Below are 15,069 nucleotides of genomic sequence, written 5' to 3' on the forward strand. Positions count from 1 at the left end.
CCATGGGGCCGACAGCCTTGATCACCGGCGCCAGTCGGGGTGTGGGCGCGGCCGTCGCCCGTGAGCTCGCGCCCACACACGACCTGATCCTCGGTGCATCCAGAGCCTCCTCGCTCACCGGAATTCTCGGCGAATTGCCCGGTGCGGCGGGGTGGCCGGTGGACCTGGTCGACCATGCGGCCGTGGTTCGGATGTCCGCGCCGATCACCCGGTTGGAGGTACTGGTGCATTGCGCGGCCGTGACCGAACTGTCGAGCGTTGCCGACTCCGATCTCGGCCAGTGGCGGCGCACCCTCGACTTGAATCTCGTCGCCGTCGCCGAACTGACGAGGCTGTTGCTGCCGGCCCTCAGGGCGGCCAATGGCCATGTGGTGCTGATCAACTCCGGGGCGGGCCAGTTCGTCAACCCCGGTCGCGGCGTGTACGCGGCCAGCAAGTTCGGCCTGCGGGCCTGGGGCGACGCGCTGCGGGCGGAGGAACCGGCTCTGCGGGTCACCTCGATCTTCCCCGGGCGAATCGACACCGACATGCAGCGGAAGAACGCCGAAACCGAGGGATTCGAGTACCGGCCGGAGCTGTATCTGACCGCGCGCACCGTCGCGCGCGTTGTGCGAAATGCGGTGGATACCCCGCGCGACGGACACCCCACCGAGATCGTCCTGCGCCCGTACCCGCATCCGCGCTAGTTCTTCCGCTCGTACGCGAGCGCCACGCCCTCCGCGATCCGTTCGAGATCCCGCGCCCGCAGGAAGTCCCGCAGGGACGTACCCGTGCACTCGGAGTCGACATTGGGCGCTTCCCGCCGGTCGACCACGTCGTCGAGGTGCACCGTTCGGAAGTCGATGCTGAATCTCGTCTTTCCCGACGTGTTCGGGACGGTCGAGTGCAACTGGTTGCCGGAGAACAGCATCACGCCGCCCGGCTCGGGAACGACCCGAATCTGAGGGTCGAGTTCGATCGGCTCCTCGGGCTTGGGCTGATCGCGGGTGTCGGAGTGGACGTGCTGCGCCGCGGTCGACCGGCTCGACCGGTTCCACTCGTAGTAGTCGTATCGGCGCGATCCGTTGCGCACACCCGTGTTCCAGTACCGAGGATGGAAGGCCATCACATTTCCGGAGACCACCGGATAGATCGGAATCCACCAGTTGATCTGGCAGAAGGGCGCCGAATACCAGGTGTCCCGGTGTGGGTGGAACGCGTACGAGATCCCCGCGGTCAGGTAGTCGTCGGAGGTCGACGTGCGCAGCCGGGGCACATCGAAGTAGGTCTTGTCGAGATCACACCCGAACTCGCCGAGCAGCACCCGGATCCGTTCCTTCGACGTCGGGTGGTGGATGAACCTCGGTTTGAGCTCCGCGAGCAGTGCGGAGAACTCTTCGACCGGCATCCGATATTGGGCCGTCTCGGGATCCAGCTCGTCGAATGCGTCGGCGATCAGCGCGCGGGCGTGCTCGACCAGCGCCACCGAGCCGGGACTCGCGGGGTAGGCGAACACGTGGCCGCTGTAGAGGTGCCGACGACGGGTGTCATCGTCCATCGTCGGATTCGAGAAGACGGTAGTCATCGATCCACCTCCTGCGTCGGTCCGGGGATTACCGGAAGAACCGACCACCGTGACGACACGTCACGCGCAAGCATGCTCCGTGGTCCGATCGCTGGTCAATGCTCCGGAAGTTGCGTGTGAGCACGCGGACAGGGCAGCGAGCACGCAGGTGACCCCACCGGAAACGGTCGATTCGGCACCCGAACACCGCCCGGTGCCGACTACCCTCGACTTGTGTCCGGTCGCCGGCTCCGCGTTGTCATCCTCGGGATCAATTTCGCACCCGAGTCGACCGGAATCGGCCCTTATACGACCGGCTTGGCCACCGGGCTGGCGGCCCGCGGGCACGACGTCGAAGTGCTGACCGGCTATCCGCACTACCCGCAGTGGCGAGTCAGCGACGGCTACCACGGGTTCCGTACACACGAGGTCCACGACAGGGTGCGAGTTCGCCGGTTTCGACATCCCGTTCCGCGCCGTCACTCTGCGATCGAACGAGCAGCGATGGAGTTCGTCTTCGGTCTGCAACTGCTCAGCACTCGATGGCGGCGGCCGGACGTCGTCGTGTGTGTCAGTCCACCGCTGCTCGCCACCATGCTGGCGACGACCCGGGTCCGCCTGACCCCGAACCGGCCGGCGCTCGGCCTGGTCGTGCATGACCTGTACAGCCGGGGCGTGATCGAGACGGGGACGATGTCGGGTCTTCCGGCACGAGCCGTGCGGACCCTCGAGTCCCTCACCACACGATGCGCGGACGGTGTCGCGGTCATCCACGACGGGTTCGCGACCCACCTCGTCGACGGTCTCGGTGTCCGACGAAACCGCGTTCGGGTGATCAGGAACTGGACCCATGTTGCACCCCCCGATCCGGCTGCGGCCGTGGCATTCCGCGCCGCACGAGGCTGGGCCCCCGACGACATCGTCGTCCTGCACGCCGGCAACATGGGTGCGAAGCAGGGCCTCGAGAACGTGATCGCCGCGGCACGCCTGGTCGGCCCGGCCACGTCTCGGGTTCGGTTCGTCCTACTCGGCGACGGCCACCAGCGGACGACCCTGGAGACGGCGGGCGCCGGGGTGCCGGCCCTGGATTTCCTTCCCCCGGTCCCCGAGAGCGACTTCCCGGCCGCTCTCGGCGCCGCGGACGTGTTGCTGGTCAACGAACGTCCCGGCGTCGCGCAGATGGCCGTGCCGAGCAAGCTGACCTCGTACTTCGCCTCCGGTCGCCCGGTCCTCGCCGCGACCGATCCCGGCGGCTTCACCGCCGGCGAGATCGACGAGTCCGGCGCCGGGGTGTGCATACCCGCGGGTCGACCCGACCTGCTGCTGCGCGAAGCCCTCCGCCTCGGGCGGGACCGTGAGCTGGCGGACCGGCTGGGCGCGGCCGGCCGGCGCTACGTGGCGGACCGGCTGTCCGCGAACGTGGCACTGGATCGATACGAGTGGTGGGTCGGGGAACTCGCCGCAACCCGGCGAGCCCGGATGCCCGAGGAGGCACCCCGATGACCCGACGCGCTCTCATCACCGGGATCACCGGCCAGGACGGCTCCTACCTCGCGGAGTTCCTCCTCGACAAGGGTTACGAGGTGCACGGAATCATCCGCCGCGCATCGACTTTCAACACCGGCCGGATCGACCACCTGTACGTCGATCCGCACACACCCGGGGCCCGGCTGTTCCTGCACTACGGGGACCTCGTGGACGGATCGCGCCTGGTTGCGCTGTTGGCCGAGATCGCGCCCGACGAGGTGTACAACCTCGGAGCACAGTCGCACGTCCGCGTCAGCTTCGACGAACCCGAGCTGACGTCGGAGTCGACCGCGCTCGGCACCGTCCGACTGCTGGAGGCGATCCGGCACAGCGGCTTGAACTGCCGCTTCTATCAGGCATCGAGCTCTGAGATGTTCGGGTCCTCACCGCCCCCACAGAACGAGAACACCGCGCTGCACCCGAGGTCGCCGTATGGCACCGCAAAGCTGTTCGCGTACTGGTCGACCCGGAACTACCGGGAGGCGTACGGGCTGTTCACCGTGAATGGCATCCTGTTCAACCACGAATCGCCCCGTCGCGGAGAGACATTCGTGAGCCGCAAGATCACGCGAGCGGTCGCCCGGATCCGGGCGGGACTGGATGCTCACGTGTACCTCGGCAACATCAACGCGGTGCGGGACTGGGGGTACGCCCCCGAATACGTCGACGGCATGTGGCGGATGCTGCAGGCGGACACCCCCGACGACTACGTCCTGGCCACCGGAACCGGCCACTCGGTGCGCGATTTCCTCGCCCTGGCCTTCGACGCCGCCGGCCTCGACTGGGAACGGCACGTCCGCTTCGACGACCGCTACCTGCGACCCGCCGAGGTCGACACGGTCATCGGCGACGCAACCAAGGCGCACGCGACCCTCGGGTGGAAGCCCCAGGTTCTCCTTCCCGAACTGGTGCGGATCATGGTCGAGGCGGACATTCGGGCGCTGGAACACGGCGGTACCCCCACCGTCGACTGTCCGGCGCTACCGGGGTGGCCCACCCGCACCGAGGCACGTCACCTCCGGTAGTCGTGCTGGTGATCGAGAAACCACTCGTACATCGATTTCACGCCCGCGCTCAGCGGAATCGCGGCCTGCCACCCGAGAGCGGTGAGCCGTTGCACGTCGAGAAGCTTGCGTGGCGTACCGTCCGGCTTCGTTGCGTCCCACCGAACCTCCCCGTCGAACCCGACCACGTCGGCGACCAGACGAGCCAGGTCGGCAATCGTGACATCCACCCCGGTGCCCACATTGATCGGCAGGGCGTCGTCGTATCGGTCGAGCAGGACGTGACAGGCAGCGGCGAGGTCGTCCACGTGCAGGAACTCCCGCCGCGGTTCGCCGGTTCCCCAACAGGTCACCTCGGACACCCCGGCACGGACGGCGTCGTGGAAGCGGCGGATCATGGCCGGGAGAACATGACTGTCCCCGGCGGTGAAGTTGTCGCCCGGCCCGTACACGTTCGACGGCATTGCCGAGATGTACGGCAGTCCGTACTGACTGCGAATCGCCTTGACCTGGAGTATCCCGGCGAGCTTCGCGATCGCGTACGCCTCGTTGGTCGACTCGAGCCGACCGCCCAGCAGCGCCTCCTCCCGGATGGGCTGCTCGGCGAACTTCGGGTAGATGCAACTCGAGCCGAGGAACAGGAACCGTCGCACGCCTGCCGAGACGGCGCTGTCCAGCAGGTTGAGCTGGATCCGCAGGTTGTCCGACAGGAAGTGGGCCGGCCGCGCGTCGTTCGCGGCAATCCCCCCCACTCGCGCGGCGGCGTCGATGACGACATCCGGCCGGGTCTCGTCGAGGAACGCAGCCGTGGCACCGGAGTCGCGCAGGTCCAGGTCCTCGGACGAACGGCCGATCAGATTGACGAATCCGTGCTCGGTGAAATACCGCCACAGTCCCGCCCCGACCAGTCCACGATGGCCGGCGATGTAGATGCGGGCGTCGCGCGATATCGGCTGAGCCGCCATGGAGCCATTGTTCCAGCACGTGGCCTGTGCGCCACCCTAGAATCGGGCGATGAGCTCTGGCGGGCGGCGAGCGTTCCTGCTCCGACTGGCGCGGGTGTGGGCGACTCCGCTGTGGTGGGCGGTCGGGCACGCCGGTGCCGCCGACGAGGTGCGCGCAGATGTGGCCTGGTGGATCGAATGCATCGATGACGACGCGCTGGCCGAGCTCGACGACTACTCGAGATTTGCGTATCTGGCGGGTGCACTCGGGGAATTCCGCAGTCTCGTCCACTATCGGCTTCGTTCCACCCACCCGGGTGCGAGGGCACTGCTGCGCAGGCTGTACCGTCCGGAACCCACACTGACCCTCGAGGCCGACCGGATCGGTCCCGCGCTGTTCATCCAGCACGGTGTCGCGACGATTGTCACCGCCGAGTCCATCGGCAGCCACTGTTGGATCAATCAGCAGGTCACCATCGGTCACAACGCGCGCGGACGCCCGACGATCGGCGACCGGGTCCGGGTCGGCGCCGGCGCCGTCGTGCTGGGCCCGATCACGCTGAACGACGGCGCCACCGTGGGCGCGAACGCGACCGTCGTCCACGACGTCGCGGCCGGGGACACCGTTGTCGCGCCGCTCGCGGGACCACTACCCCGAGACCCGTGACCCATCCCCCTCCGAACCGGCCGGCCTCCGATGCACCAGCACCGGCACCCACATCAGATCCGGAACAACCTGTGCCGCACCGACACCGAGCGCCGCGGCGCACACCACCCCGACCGCTCCCCACGGCCCGGCCAGTACAGCGCCCACGCCGAGACTGATCGCGGCCATGCCCGCGACGCAGCACGCCTGCCACCGCGCCTCCCGCGGCCTGGTCAGCAGCACGCTGGTCGGCAGGTGCAGCGCCTGCGCCAGCAGCAGAATCCCGAACGACAGTGCCAGGCCGGTCGTCACGACGATGCGCCCGCCCGACAGGATCGACGCGGTCCACGGTCCCAACGTGGTGAGTCCGGCCGCGGCGACGGTCGCCGCAACGGCGAACAGCGCGGTCACCCGCCACCACATCCGTGTGGTCTCCTGTCTGGCGCCGCGCCGCTTGACGAAGACCGGCCAATACGCCATCCCGGCGGTCGAGAGCACGGCCCAGCAGGCGCCGTACATCTGCGCGACCAGCGCGTACCTCGAGAGTTCCTCCGCAGTCGACAGGTGGGAGAGCAGTATCCGTCCGGTCTGCAGCCCCACCGGAAGCCCGACCCCGACGAGGAACAGCCACAGACTGCCTTCGAGCAATCGTGTGTGGGTGCCGCGAACCCGGGCGAAGGCCGAGCTCCCGAGACCGGACAAGCGCAGCGCCGCCGTCGTGCCGAGCACGTGCCCGATCAGTACGCCGACGAGGGGTGCGAGCGCGTACCAGATGCCGTGGACTCCGAACACGGACAGCGTGAGCGTGACGCCCAGGGTGAAGGCCGCGTTGCTCATCATCACCAGGGTGGCCCAGTGATTCCGGTCCATCCCGATCAGGATTCGTAACCCCAGGCCGGCCGGAATCGTCAACGCGAAAAGCACTGCGGCGGCGGTGATCGCCCAGCGGTCGTCCGGGCCGGTCGTCATGCCGACGAGGGCACCCCAGCCGTCCATCGCCATCACCACGCACGCGACGGCGCCCAGCCCGGCGGCGACACCGAAAAGCACCCGGTACGCGCGGCGGATGACGTCGACCGCTGCGGGATCGCGGTTCGGCCCGCTCAGTCGTGCGCTCGCGCTCAATACCACCGCACCGATCCCGAGGTCCGCGAACGGGAACAGCAGAGTGACGGTGGCGACGAGCGAGACCAGTCCGTACACCGCCTCGCCGGTCTCGCGCACGACGACCGCCGTGTTCACCAGGCCCAGCACCGCCACCACGGGAGTGCCGAGAATCCGGTACACCGTCGCCCTGACCAGTGCCCGCTGTTCCTCGGGCGCCAAGCGACCGGACTCGACCGTCATGTGCGACGGACCTTCAGGATGACGATCCGAACCGCGCTCAACAGCGCGTACGCGACGGCCCACGGGCCCGGCCGTCCTTCCCGCAGCGCCGTCACGACGGCACGGCGGACTCCCCTCAGGGATCGGGCGGAGACGGCCGCACTGACCGGACTGGTGCACAGGTAGTCGCCGCGGATCCGTGGCGACTCGCCGCCGAGGTGCCGCAGCCCCCAGTCGAGGTACTCGTCGGTCCGGTCGCGGGTGCTTCGAGACAGGGACTCGCCGCCCACGTGATAGGTGCCGAGCGGCTCGGGCAGCTGAACGAGCCGTACCCCGGGCATCGCGGCCTGCACTCGCAGCAACCAACTCGGTTCGTCGTGGGGCGCGTCCCCGTCGTCGTCCCACCGCACCTCACGAGCAAGGTCGGCGGGAAAGCACAGCGTCGACGTCTGGAGCATGGCACCGCCGAATCTCAGGTCGGTGAACCGGAACAGGTACTCGGCGACGGACTGGTGACACCGCACCAGCCGTCGCGGCCAGATCCGCCGCGTGCCACCACACACCACCTCCGCGCGGGACGACGCAACCCATCGACCGTCGGCGCAGGGTCCGACCGCAGCGAGCTGCCGTTGCAGCTTGTCGGGTCGCCACTCGTCGTCGTCGTCGAGCAGTGCGATCACCGCACCGGTCGCGGCGTCGATTCCGCGCTGCCGGTGCGGCCCCGATCCCGCTCCCGGTGGGGTCCGGAGTTCGACGATCCGCTCGTCCGCGGGCAACCGCAGTGGCACTTCGGTGTCGGCCACGACGAGGATCTCGGCGACTCCGTACGTCTGATCCAGCACCGACTGCACCGCACGCCCGAGGGTCGACCGGCCGACCGTCGGGATCACGACACTGACCCGCGGCGGCCATGGCGCACCTGTTCGCCCGGTCATGGCGGCGAGTCGATGCGTGCCCGCCCGGAGAAGTGTCCGGCCAGGTAGAACAGGGCGATGCACGCGTACACCGGGAGACTGTTGTAGTTCCACGGCTCGTACGCCAGGTCCCAGATTCCCTGAACCGCCACGGTGACCACCAGAGGCATCCACCGTCCGTAGCGGTCGCAATTCCACACCAGCGCGATGCAGGCGATCAGCAGCCACACCGGCAGCAGAACCGCGAGCACACCGCCCTCCGCCCACGAGCCGAGCAGGACGGAGTGCATCGCCGAGTACTCCATCGGAGGCAGCCGCCAGTACGTGTCGAACGGGAACGTCGGCGCGAAACCCATGCGGACCGCCAGGTGCTCGGCCGCGGTGTACACCTCCGGTGTCAACCTCTGGGCGCTGCCCCAGCCGAGCAGGGGACGCTCGAGGATCGCGGTGAGCGTCATCGGCGGCTCGGTGCGTCCCGCGAGCAGGATCGGAAGTCCGGTGGACTGCTGCTCGATGGTCTTGTGCTGCAGGACCGGGCCGAACAGCCCCGTCCGGGCGGCGATCGGCATCAGATATGCGAACAACAATCCGAAGCCGGCCACCCCCGCGTACTGCCACCCCCGGGCGATTCGGGACCCGAGGACGGTCCGGGTTCCCACGACCACACCGGCCACCAGGCACACCAGCGCATGGGCACGGAAATTGAGTGCGAGACTGACCAACCCGAGGACGACGAGCAGCGCGGGCACGGCCAGACGCGGCACGGAGCGGATCTTCGTCATCGCGAACAGCAGCAGAATGGTGACCGCAGGCGCGATTCCGTACTTCCACAGGTCGAGGAAGCTTCCCGTGTGCGTCAGTTCGATACCTCGCACCAGAAAGAAGATCACGGTTCCCGTGGCGATGCCCGCCAGCGCGGCGGCAATCGCGTCCACCGCGCGCCCGGTGATCACGGTCAGACCGATGAGATAGAGCGAGAAGGCCGCGGGTGCAATCGAATTCGGCCAGAGGAAGCTGACATGGTTGACGACGCACGAGGCGATGAACGAGAGCCATCCGAGCGCGGCGAGCACCAGTGGTGTCAGGTCGGGGCCGCGATGGGTCATCAGGAGGAACGCCGGCACCAACGCCAGGCAGATCAGCGACAATCCCGTGACCGTGAAGTTTGCGATGGGCACAGCGGTACTCGCGCCCGACGCGAACACCGCGATCTGCGTCAGGCTCGCTCGGTGGGACCGCTGCTGCTCCGCGTAGGTCCGGTGCCCGGCACTGCCCATAACCTCACCCCTTCACGACGCCTCGGGCTGACCACGAGTGAGCGGGGCTGACCTCACACGATAGCGGCTCTTGACACACCCGGGGCCGGATCTCGTAGCGTTGACTGCTGAACCGGCCGCTCGCGGCGGGGGGAGGTGCGCATGACCGACGTGCGATCGACGAGATCGTTGGCTGCCCTGCGCGGACGTTCCTACGACAAGGGTCGAGGAATCCTCTCCCAGGTGCTCTGGGTCGCGACCTCCACGCTGTTGTTCACCCAGGTGTGGTGCCCGAATCGGGTGCGGTGCGTCCTGCTGCGCGGGTTCGGCGCCGACATCGGAACCGGGGTGCTGATCAAGCACCGGGTGAATGTGCAATGGCCGTGGAAGCTCTCGATCGGACACGACTCGTGGATCGGGACCGGAGTGGACCTCTACGACGTCGATCGGATCGTGATCGGTTCGAACGTGTGCATCTCGCCGCATGCCTACCTCTGCACCGGCAGCCACGACCGCCGGTCACCGGTGTTCGAGTACGACAATGCACCGATCGTGATCGAGGACGGCGCCTGGCTGTGCGCCAGGTCCGTCGTCCTGCGAGGTGTCACGGTGGGCGCCAATTCGGTGATCGGCGCGACCTCAGTGGTGTCGACGGACATCCCAGCCGACAGCGTGGTCCGACCGCCGCGAGCGAGTGTCACCCCGGGCTGAGTGCCGTGCGGATCCTGCAGGTGGTAACCCTGGTCAGCCCCGACGGCGCGTACGGCGGACCGGCCCGGGTGGCGCTGAACCAGTGCACGGGACTGCGGCAGGCCGGATCCGAGGCGCTGGTCGCGGCCGCGACCCGCGGCTATCCGACGGTTCCGTCCGAGGTCGACGGCGTCCCGGTCCGGCTCTTCCGATCCCGGACGCTGGTGCCCGGGACCGGATTCGCCGGCCTCGGCGCGCCCGGTCTGTACCGTTGGTTCCGCAGCCACCACGGCGATTTCGACGTCGTCCACATCCACTTCGGACGCGATCTCGTCGTGCTCCCGGTCGCCGCGGCGGCGCGGCGACATCACGTCCCCTACTTCCTCCAGACCCACGGCATGGTCGCGCCCAGCGACCACCCGCTCGCACGACCCCTGGACTCGGTGTGGACCCGCAAGGTGCTCCGGGACGCGGGCGCGGTCTTCTACCTGACACCCGACGAACGCGACCAACTCGTCGCGGTCGGTGGCGATCGACTCCACCTCGTCCCCCTGCACAACGGCGTCCCGTGCCATCCGCGCGGAACCGTCGGCACTGGTGCGACCGAGGTGCTGTTCGCCGCGCGCCTGCACGCGCGGAAGTGCCCGACCACGTTCGTGCGAATGGCCCGGCTGCTACTGGACGAGGGCTGGCAGGCACATTTCACCCTGGTGGGCCCCGACGAGGGCGAGGGCCCCGCGGTACGAGAGGCGATCGGGAGCGAGCATCGGATCGTCTGGGAAGGAGCCCTCGACTCCTCCGACGTTCCACGGCGGATGGCGGCGGCGAGCGTGTTCGTCCTGCCGTCCGTGCGAGAGCCCTACCCGATGGCCGCACTCGAAGCGATGTCGGTCGGACTCCCGGTCGTCGTGTCGAACGACTGCGGCCTCGCCGCGACGGTCCACCGCGCCGCGTGCGGGATCGTCACGGCCCCGACCGTCGGCGCGATGGCCGACGCGGTCCGTCACCTGCTCGCGGACCGACCCCGCGCCCGGGAGATGGGCGAGCGCGGGCGATCGATCGCACGCTCGGAATTCGGCATGGACGGCGTGGTGGCGCAACTGTCGGCGACCTACACGGATCTGATCGGGGCTCGGTCGTGACGGCGCGCGTGTCGCGGGCCATCGCGGCGACGGCGACGGCGACGGTCCTCGTCCTCGTCACCGCCTTCGTGACGGCGTCGATTGTCGCGGGCCGCGACGGCGCGGCGGCAGTCCCACATCGCCTGCGGGTCGCGGTGGTCGGCGACAACTACACGGCGGGTGTTCAGAACCGGGCGGTCTGGCCGACGTTGATGGCCCAGCGCACCGGATGGGAGGTGTCGAACTTCGCCCTACCCGGCACCGGATACGTGGCCGACGGCGCGGGCGGGCAGGCGTTCACCTACCAGGTGGACCGCGCGAGGGCCGCCGCACCCGACGTGATCCTGGTGTTCGGGGGGTTGGAGGACACCGGCCTGCCCGAGACCGGGTCCGTCAGCGTCGGAGCCACCGATGCGATCAACAAGATCGTGCTCGGCGGCGAACGGGCTCTGATCATCGGCCCGCCGTGGTACCAGGCCCCCGCACCGGCCGCGGTGACCGGGGTGTCCGATGCCGTCGGCGAGGTCGCTCGGGCGGCCGGCGCGCCGTACCTGGACGCGGCCCATCCGCCACTGCTCACCACCGACCTGATGCAAGCCGATCTGAGCTGGCCTTCCGATGCGGGACAGGCCGTGCTGGCAGACCGGATCGCGGACTGGATCCGATCGATGGTGATCCGATGATGCGCTGGCGGGATCTTGCTCTGGGGGCGGCCGCCCTGACCACACTCGTCGGCGCCGCGGTTGTCCTCGGCCCGGACGTCGCCACGCCCGGCCACACACCGAACGAGGCGGCCGGGCCGACCACCGACTCGGTGACGTCCGACACCGCTACGCCGATGTCCGCGCTGTTCATCGGGGATTCCTACACCGTGAGCAGCAACTTCACCGAGCTGTCCTATGTGTGCCGAGCCGCGGTCCAGATGAGATGGAAGTGCGACGTGTCGGCCATTCCCGGATCCGGCTACATCAGCGGCGGTGAGGCGAATCGGTTCCCACTCGCCGGCGAGCCCGGGTCCTCGACCTCGATCCCCGAACGAGTCCCGTCCCTGGCCGCGGAATACTCGCCCGACGTGGTCGTCCTGGACGGCGGACGGAACGACCTCTTCCCACCTGCCGAGGACGTGGGCAAGGCCATGGCCTACACACTCGGCGAGGCCCGCCGCGCCTGGCCGCACGCCACACTCGTCTTCCTCCGCCCTCGCTACCTCGTGAACCCGGGTGACAACCTGGGGTTCGACGACGACTTCATGACGCGACTCGAAGCCGACCCCGCCGCCGCCGGCGTGGTGTTTCTCGATCCGATCGCCGACCCCGAACTCGCCGGCCGGGACACGTCCGACCTGCTTGGACCGGACCACCAGCACCCGAACTCACTCGGTGAGCAGCGTCTCGCCGACGCGTTGGTGGCCGCGCTGCGGGCACACGGTGTCGGGGTGTCGCCGTGACCGCCACCCTGCGCGCGTACGCGCGCATCCTGCGTGATCGGTGGCGGCTGGTGGCCGCGACCACGGTCGCGACCGCCGCCGCCGCCGTGGTGGTCCTGCTGCTGGTTCCCCCGCTCTATCGGTCCGGGTTCACCGTCTTCGTTCGAACCCCCGGTGAGGTCAGCCATGTGGAGGACGGCGGCGACAGTTACGCCCAGAGCCGTGCACAGTCGTACGCGGCGTTGGCGCACAGCCCCGGTCTCGCCGGTCGCGTGCTGGAGAACCTCGGAATCGACACCAGCCCTGAACAGTTCGCCCGCCACGTCACCGCGACGACCCGTCCGGGAACCGTGTTGATCGACGTCAGCGTTGCCGCCGCGAACGCCCAGGACGCGCACCTCGCGGCGGCGGCGTTCGTCACCGAGTACGCGGCAACCGTCAAGTCACTCGAATCGGTGCCCGGATCGGTGCTGCCTCGCGCCGAGCTCGTCGTGGTCGATCCGCCCGGGGCGCCCACCCCGGTGACGGTGTGGGGCCCGCGGGCATCGGTTCTGCTGGTCGGTGCACTGGTCGTCGGAGCATTGCTCGGCGCACTCGCAGCAGTGCTGCGTTCGCTGTTCGACCGTTCGATCCGCGATCCACGTGATGCGGCGTCCGTGACCGGACTCCCGGTCCTGGGGACGGCCGGAGCGTCGGCGGCCGGCTCGGCCGGTCCGGACGTGCGGCTGATCTGGCAGCGGCTGCGCGCGCTGCTCGACGAGCCCGACCACGGCGTGGTCGCGGTGACCGACGCGGGCCGCGGGAGATGTGCCGCAGCAACGGCTCTCGATCTCGCTGGCGCAGCACACGCGAGGGGCGACGTCCCGATCGTCGTCGACATCGACCTCGCGTCCCCGGATCCGACGCTCCTCGGCGGCGCTGACCGGCCCGGTGTGGCCGACATCCTGCTCGGCCATGCCACGGTGTCCACCGCGATGACGGAGGGCCCGCAGGGATCGACGCTGGCCGCGGGGCGGGAATCTGCACGGCATCCCGGCCTTCTTCGGCGCTCCGATCTGTCCGTGCTGCTCGAGGAGCTGCGCACGGGCCATCAGTGGGTGATCCTGGTCTGCCCGCCGCTGCTGTCCGGCGCTGTCGCGACCGACGTCCTGGGCGACTGCGATGCGATCGTCCTGACCGTTGGACACGGGATCACCACCGAAGCGGAGTTGCGCGAGACGACGCAACTGCTGCCGACCCGGCCCGCGGCCGGTGTCGTGATGTGTGGAGGGCCGCGCTCGCGCGACGTGACCGAATCCGGTGACGAGGACCTCCGGGAGAGGACGGGTGCGAGGTGAATGCGACAACGTTTGTCGGCGCGGTCCGGCGCCACTGGATCCTGTTCACGACGGTCGTCGTGGCGTGCGTCGGCCTCGGCGTCGGCGCGTCTCTTCTCGCGCCGACGAGGTACGTCTCGACCACCCAGCTGCTGGTGTCGTCCCATTCCGGCATCACCGCGACGACCTACGACGATTCCTCCGTGGTGTCGGGTCGGGTCAATTCCTATGTCGCGTTGCTGACCAGCGACGCCGTCAACCAGCGGGTGGTCGACGCACTGAAGCTGCCGGAGTCCGCGAAGGACCTCGCCGCCAACGTGAACGCCACGATCGTTCCGCCCCGTACGGCGGTGATCGACGTCTCGGTGTCCGACACCTCTCCGGACCGAGCCCGCCTGGTGGCCGACACGCTGGCCCGCGAGTTCGTCTCCTACACCGAAGCGCTGGAGGCCCCGGCCGGGGTGGACGGGCAGCGCATTCAGACCACGATCGTGTCGACCGCGAGCGACCCGCGCGCGAGCGTGCCGGGACCCTGGGTGTTCGCGCTCCTGGGCCTGGCGACCGGCGTGGTTCTCGGGTCGGTCGCCGTGTGGATCCGAACCGCGACGGACCCGATCGTCCGCAGTCCGGAGCGGGCAGCAGGCGTGTCCGGCCTGCCCGTGATCGGAACGGTTGCCGCGCTGCCCACCACCCGGCAGGACGGCGAGGGGTACCTCCGGTTGCGGACACGGTTGCGCTCGGTGTCCGGCGATCGCGCCGATTCTCGCGACGAGGCCCGCGTGTGGTTGATTTCGAGTGCCGCGGGAGAGGCGACCGAAGCGTCCGATGTGGCGTCGAACCTGGGGAGTGCTCTCGCGCGATGCGGAGACCGCGTCCTGCTCGTCCGGGCAGCGAACACGGGCCGCGACGACACCGATCCGGGACTGTCCGACGTCCTGACCGGCTCGGCGGCGATCGACCGAACGATTCGTGTCGGGGCCGACGACCGTCCGGACGTGTTGCCGGCCGGGACCGAGACCGAGGCGTACGAGCTCCTCGTCGGGGCCGACATGCACGGCCTCGTCGCCGGGCTGCGCGACCGGTACCGCCACCTCGTCGTCGAGACCGGGCCGGTGTTGTCGACGCCGGCCGCCGAGGCGCTGAGCGAGTACGCCGACGGCGCGCTCCTGGTGGTGGTCACCGGCACCACCCGCCGTCGCGACCTCGCCGCGGCCGTCGACCGGCTCCGCTCGGTCGACGCCGTCCTGACCGGGATCGTGATGTGTACCGCGGCGCCGGTTGCTCGTGCACCCGAGGCGGACCTGCCCGACGAGACCGGCCCCGTCCCCGAGACCGCAAATACACTGCGTTCATGAC

15 protein-coding genes are annotated in these 15,069 nt (G+C 69.3%); 10 read left to right on the plus strand and 5 right to left on the minus strand.

The features are described from left to right. Window positions 1-2: 2 nt before the first annotated feature. Window positions 3-686, plus strand: a complete 684-nt coding sequence (locus ABD951_RS00675; RefSeq protein ID WP_345341020.1) for an SDR family oxidoreductase — start codon at window positions 3-5, stop codon at window positions 684-686. Here the strand turns inward: ABD951_RS00675 and ABD951_RS00680 are convergent. After that, a complete protein-coding gene (locus tag ABD951_RS00680; RefSeq protein WP_345341022.1) occupies window positions 683-1,564 on the minus strand; it encodes a phytanoyl-CoA dioxygenase family protein in 882 nt (293 codons plus the stop codon). The two genes, ABD951_RS00675 and ABD951_RS00680, sit on opposite strands and share 4 nt — an antisense overlap. 213 nt (window positions 1,565-1,777) lie before the next feature. Here ABD951_RS00680 and ABD951_RS00685 point away from each other — a divergent pair, with 213 nt between their 5' ends. Together ABD951_RS00685 and gmd are read left to right on the plus strand one after the other, a co-directional pair. Then, entirely contained in the window at window positions 1,778-3,046 is a 1,269-nt protein-coding gene (locus ABD951_RS00685) for a glycosyltransferase family 4 protein (RefSeq protein WP_345341024.1), read from the plus strand. Next, window positions 3,043-4,095: a GDP-mannose 4,6-dehydratase gene (gene gmd, locus ABD951_RS00690; protein WP_345341026.1), complete on the plus strand. Its 1,053-nt coding sequence runs from the start codon at window positions 3,043-3,045 to the stop codon at window positions 4,093-4,095. The genes ABD951_RS00685 and gmd overlap by 4 nt, the downstream gene beginning before the upstream one ends. Here gmd and ABD951_RS00695 read toward each other — a convergent pair. After that, on the minus strand, window positions 4,083-5,039 hold the full coding sequence (locus ABD951_RS00695; protein ID WP_345341028.1) for a GDP-L-fucose synthase family protein: 957 nt from the start codon (window positions 5,037-5,039) through the stop codon (window positions 4,083-4,085). The two genes, gmd and ABD951_RS00695, sit on opposite strands and share 13 nt — an antisense overlap. A gap of 49 nt (window positions 5,040-5,088) precedes the next feature. On the opposite strand from ABD951_RS00695, the gene ABD951_RS00700 reads away from it, so the two are divergent. Continuing rightward, complete coding sequence (locus ABD951_RS00700) at window positions 5,089-5,685, plus strand: LbetaH domain-containing protein (protein WP_345341030.1); 597 nt, start codon at window positions 5,089-5,091, stop codon at window positions 5,683-5,685. On the opposite strand, the gene ABD951_RS00705 is transcribed toward ABD951_RS00700, so the two are convergent. The 3 genes from ABD951_RS00705 to ABD951_RS00715 are packed head-to-tail and all read right to left on the minus strand — an operon-like array spanning window position 5,668 to window position 9,082. Then, window positions 5,668-7,011: a lipopolysaccharide biosynthesis protein gene (locus ABD951_RS00705; protein WP_345341032.1), complete on the minus strand. Its 1,344-nt coding sequence runs from the start codon at window positions 7,009-7,011 to the stop codon at window positions 5,668-5,670. The two genes, ABD951_RS00700 and ABD951_RS00705, sit on opposite strands and share 18 nt — an antisense overlap. Further along, window positions 7,008-7,925 carry a glycosyltransferase family 2 protein gene (locus ABD951_RS00710; protein WP_345341034.1) on the minus strand — a complete coding sequence of 306 codons (918 nt, stop codon included), beginning with the start codon at window positions 7,923-7,925 and terminating at the stop codon, window positions 7,008-7,010. The genes ABD951_RS00705 and ABD951_RS00710 overlap by 4 nt, the downstream gene beginning before the upstream one ends. Next, window positions 7,922-9,082 (minus strand): hypothetical protein, encoded by a 1,161-nt coding sequence (locus ABD951_RS00715; RefSeq protein ID WP_345341036.1) that lies wholly within the window; start codon window positions 9,080-9,082, stop codon window positions 7,922-7,924. The genes ABD951_RS00710 and ABD951_RS00715 overlap by 4 nt, the downstream gene beginning before the upstream one ends. A gap of 240 nt (window positions 9,083-9,322) precedes the next feature. Between ABD951_RS00715 and ABD951_RS00720 the strand changes: the two genes are divergently transcribed. The 6 genes from ABD951_RS00720 to ABD951_RS00745 are packed head-to-tail and all read left to right on the plus strand — an operon-like array spanning window position 9,323 to window position 15,068. Then, window positions 9,323-9,871 (plus strand): LbetaH domain-containing protein, encoded by a 549-nt coding sequence (locus tag ABD951_RS00720; RefSeq protein WP_345341038.1) that lies wholly within the window; start codon window positions 9,323-9,325, stop codon window positions 9,869-9,871. Between the two features lie 20 nt (window positions 9,872-9,891). Beyond that, entirely contained in the window at window positions 9,892-10,992 is a 1,101-nt protein-coding gene (locus tag ABD951_RS00725) for a glycosyltransferase (RefSeq protein WP_345341041.1), read from the plus strand. After that, complete coding sequence (locus ABD951_RS00730; protein ID WP_345341043.1) at window positions 10,989-11,654, plus strand: SGNH/GDSL hydrolase family protein; 666 nt, start codon at window positions 10,989-10,991, stop codon at window positions 11,652-11,654. The genes ABD951_RS00725 and ABD951_RS00730 overlap by 4 nt, the downstream gene beginning before the upstream one ends. Next, complete coding sequence (locus ABD951_RS00735; protein WP_345341045.1) at window positions 11,651-12,418, plus strand: SGNH/GDSL hydrolase family protein; 768 nt, start codon at window positions 11,651-11,653, stop codon at window positions 12,416-12,418. Before ABD951_RS00730 ends, ABD951_RS00735 begins: the two co-directional genes overlap by 4 nt. Further along, window positions 12,415-13,734: a Wzz/FepE/Etk N-terminal domain-containing protein gene (locus ABD951_RS00740; protein WP_345341047.1), complete on the plus strand. Its 1,320-nt coding sequence runs from the start codon at window positions 12,415-12,417 to the stop codon at window positions 13,732-13,734. Before ABD951_RS00735 ends, ABD951_RS00740 begins: the two co-directional genes overlap by 4 nt. Next, window positions 13,731-15,068: a Wzz/FepE/Etk N-terminal domain-containing protein gene (locus ABD951_RS00745; RefSeq protein WP_345341049.1), complete on the plus strand. Its 1,338-nt coding sequence runs from the start codon at window positions 13,731-13,733 to the stop codon at window positions 15,066-15,068. Before ABD951_RS00740 ends, ABD951_RS00745 begins: the two co-directional genes overlap by 4 nt. The last annotated feature ends 1 nt before the right edge of the window (window position 15,069 follow it).

Origin of the sequence: Rhodococcus olei (genome assembly GCF_039540555.1) — a bacterium.
Classification (GTDB): domain Bacteria; phylum Actinomycetota; class Actinomycetes; order Mycobacteriales; family Mycobacteriaceae; genus Rhodococcus_G; species Rhodococcus_G olei.

Bases quoted from the DNA above. Each gene is read 5' to 3' on its own strand.
- ABD951_RS00675 (WP_345341020.1), top strand. From the start codon at position 3: ATGGGGCCGACAGCCTTGATCACCGGCGCCAGTCGGGGTGTGGGCGCG.
- ABD951_RS00680 (WP_345341022.1), bottom strand. From the start codon at position 1,564: ATGACTACCGTCTTCTCGAATCCGACGATGGACGATGACACCCGTCGT.
- gmd (WP_345341026.1), top strand. From the start codon at position 3,043: ATGACCCGACGCGCTCTCATCACCGGGATCACCGGCCAGGACGGCTCC.
- ABD951_RS00695 (WP_345341028.1), bottom strand. From the start codon at position 5,039: ATGGCGGCTCAGCCGATATCGCGCGACGCCCGCATCTACATCGCCGGC.
- ABD951_RS00700 (WP_345341030.1), top strand. From the start codon at position 5,089: ATGAGCTCTGGCGGGCGGCGAGCGTTCCTGCTCCGACTGGCGCGGGTG.
- ABD951_RS00705 (WP_345341032.1), bottom strand. From the start codon at position 7,011: ATGACGGTCGAGTCCGGTCGCTTGGCGCCCGAGGAACAGCGGGCACTG.
- ABD951_RS00710 (WP_345341034.1), bottom strand. From the start codon at position 7,925: ATGACCGGGCGAACAGGTGCGCCATGGCCGCCGCGGGTCAGTGTCGTG.
- ABD951_RS00720 (WP_345341038.1), top strand. From the start codon at position 9,323: ATGACCGACGTGCGATCGACGAGATCGTTGGCTGCCCTGCGCGGACGT.
- ABD951_RS00735 (WP_345341045.1), top strand. From the start codon at position 11,651: ATGATGCGCTGGCGGGATCTTGCTCTGGGGGCGGCCGCCCTGACCACA.